General features: G+C 63.8%; 4 protein-coding genes. All 4 read left to right on the forward strand.

Annotated elements, in window-relative coordinates:
• Window positions 1–346, forward strand: a 346-nt coding sequence (locus KAY22_RS27860; RefSeq protein ID WP_296626282.1) for a hypothetical protein, incomplete at its 5' end; no start/stop codon positions are given.
• Window positions 347–435: 89 nt separating this feature from the next.
• Window positions 436–675: a hypothetical protein gene (locus tag KAY22_RS27865; protein ID WP_296626283.1), complete on the forward strand. Its 240-nt coding sequence runs from the start codon at window positions 436–438 to the stop codon at window positions 673–675.
• On the forward strand, window positions 662–2,002 hold the full coding sequence (locus KAY22_RS27870; RefSeq protein WP_296626284.1) for a phage terminase large subunit: 1,341 nt from the start codon (window positions 662–664) through the stop codon (window positions 2,000–2,002). The genes KAY22_RS27865 and KAY22_RS27870 overlap by 14 nt, the downstream gene beginning before the upstream one ends.
• The coding region (locus tag KAY22_RS27875; RefSeq protein ID WP_296626285.1) for a portal protein at window positions 1,987–2,520 on the forward strand (534 nt) is incomplete at its 3' end. The genes KAY22_RS27870 and KAY22_RS27875, both read left to right, overlap by 16 nt.

Below are 2,520 nucleotides of genomic sequence, written 5' to 3' on the forward strand. Positions count from 1 at the left end.
GGCTATGCGCCTGACGCCCAACGCCGCGGCCCATGTACTGGGGCGGCTGAAGCGCGCCGGGTACGCCCGCATGGACCACCTAGACCATCGCAAGGCGCCCCGGTTCGCCATCTGGTTCGCGGTCGGGGACGCCCCACCGTCGAATAAGTCGGGCTGCTCGATTGCAAGCCTGCTCAACCTCCGGATGCAATGGGATCGATGGGAGCAGAATCTGCGGCTCGCGCGGTTCGCCCGCGGGCAGGACGAGCGCCCAGCCCCGCGCCGGCCCCGAGCGCCAGCAAGCGACGCGCACCCGCTCGCGGTAGCGTGGAAGATGCCGATTTCCTGTATTGACGACGCGGGATAGATGGGGATAATCCGGGGTAGGGGCCGTGCGCCCCGAATACGACTAGCCCGCCGCGCGCGGGCTTTTTCATTGGCGAGGTCTAGCGACACATGGCGGCACGCATACACCGGCGGCATTCCGACGAGATCAGGGCCAAAATCCAATCGTCGCTGCTGATTACCTTCCTGCACCAGCACGTTATCGGCGAGCGCGAGATGTCCGCGACCCAGGTACGCGCGGCAGAGGCGTTGCTGGATCGGTGCGTCCCGAAGCTCTCGCAAATCCAGCACGCGGGCCACGACGGCGGGCCGGTCGAGATGGTGCTAGCGCAGGCGGATGCCAGACTTTAGCCTCACGGCGCGGCAGACGGCGGCGAATGAGGTTCTAGCGTCCGCCGCGACGCACATCATGCTATTCGGCGGGTCGCGGTCGGGTAAGACGTTCCTGATCCTCCGCGCCATCGCCATGCGTGCGCTTAAGGCGCCCGGCTCGCGGCACGCGGTCCTGCGGTTTCGCTTCAATGCGGTCAAGGCGTCGGTGGTCTATGACACCTGGCCGAAGATGATGGAGTTGTGCTTCCCCGGCGTCCCCAACGAGATCAACAAGACCGACTGGTTCGCGCAGTTAGGCGACTCTCAAATCTGGTTCGGTGGGCTGGACGACAAGGAGCGCACCGAGAAGATTCTCGGGCAGGAGTATGCGACCATCTTCCTGAACGAGTGCAGCCAGATCCCCTACGCCTCGCGGAATATCGCGGTCACGCGGCTCGCGCAGAACGTCGAGACTCGCGTCCGGGGCATGGCTCCGGGTCAATTGCCGCTGCGGATGTACTACGACGAGAACCCGCCCGACAAGGCGCACTGGTCGTATCGCCTGTTCATTCAGAAGCTCGACCCCGACACCCGGCAGCCGGTGCGCGATCCGGCGCAGCTCGCCGCGTACCAGATCAACCCGGCCGACAACGCCGAGAATCTGCCGGCGCAGTACCTCGCTGAATTGGCGAACCTGTCCGAGCGGATGCGGCGGCGGTTCATGCTAGGCGAGTTCCGCGACGCGAACCCTGCGGGGCTGTTCGTCGAGGAACACATAGACAAGTGGCGCGTGATCGACCGCCAGTTGCCGGATATGCAGCGCATCGTTGTGGCGGTCGATCCTTCGGGGTCGGGCGACACCGATAACACCGACAACAACGCTATCGGCATCATCGTCGCCGGCCTCGGGACGGATGGCGTCGGGTACGTCCTCGAGGATCTCACCGTTAAAGCGGGGCCGGGAACGTGGGGCAAGGTCTCCACGAATGCCTATGATCGCTGGAATGCCGATCTAGTCGTCGGTGAGGTCAACTATGGGGGCGCAATGGTGAATCAGGTTATCCAGACCGCGCGGCCCCGGACGCCGTTTCGGGAGGTCCATGCGAGTCGCGGCAAGGTCGTTCGGGCCGAGCCAATTTCGGCGCTTGTTGAGCAGGGCAAGGTGCGGCTGTCTGGCTACTTCCGAGACCTTGAGGACGAGTTGGCGGGGTTCACAACGAATGGCTATACAGGCGAGGCATCGCCTAACCGGGCGGATGCGTTCGTCTGGGCGATGACCGAGCTATTCCCCGGCATGGTGCGCGACAAGCGCGAGTCGAAGCCGCAAACACAAACTAGAGCGAGTCCGGGATGGATGGGAGCCTGATTAGCGATAGCGCGGCGGAGAAAATCCTCGCGGAAGCGCGCAAGCGTTTCAAAATCTCCGTCGAGGCCGAGCGCGAGAACCGCACGGCCGCGATGGACGACATGGAGTTCATCGTCGGCAATCAGTGGCCGGAAGCCGCCAAGAAGTCGCGCGGCGATCGGCCGTGCCTGACCATTAACCGGATGCCCGCGTTCGTGCGCCAGGTGGTCAACGAGCAGCGGAAGATTCGCCCGGCGATTGACGTTATCCCGGCGGATAGCAAGGCGGCGAAGGCGACGGCGGATGTGATCCAAGGGCTTGTGCGGCACATTGAGCGGACGAGCCGCAGCCAGATTGCCTACGACAACGCCTTCGAGTACGCGGTGACTTGTGGAATCGGTCACTTCCGCGTGAGGACGAAATACTGTAGCGATGAGTCGATGGAGCAGGAACTGTCGATTGATCGCATTGAGAACCCGTTTACGGTGTACCGTGACCCGTTCTCGCGCGAGGCTGACCATTCTGACGACCGCTGGACG

It is taken from the genome of Rhizorhabdus sp., from assembly GCF_018006725.1.
In the GTDB taxonomy this organism is placed as follows: Bacteria; Pseudomonadota; Alphaproteobacteria; order Sphingomonadales; family Sphingomonadaceae; genus Rhizorhabdus.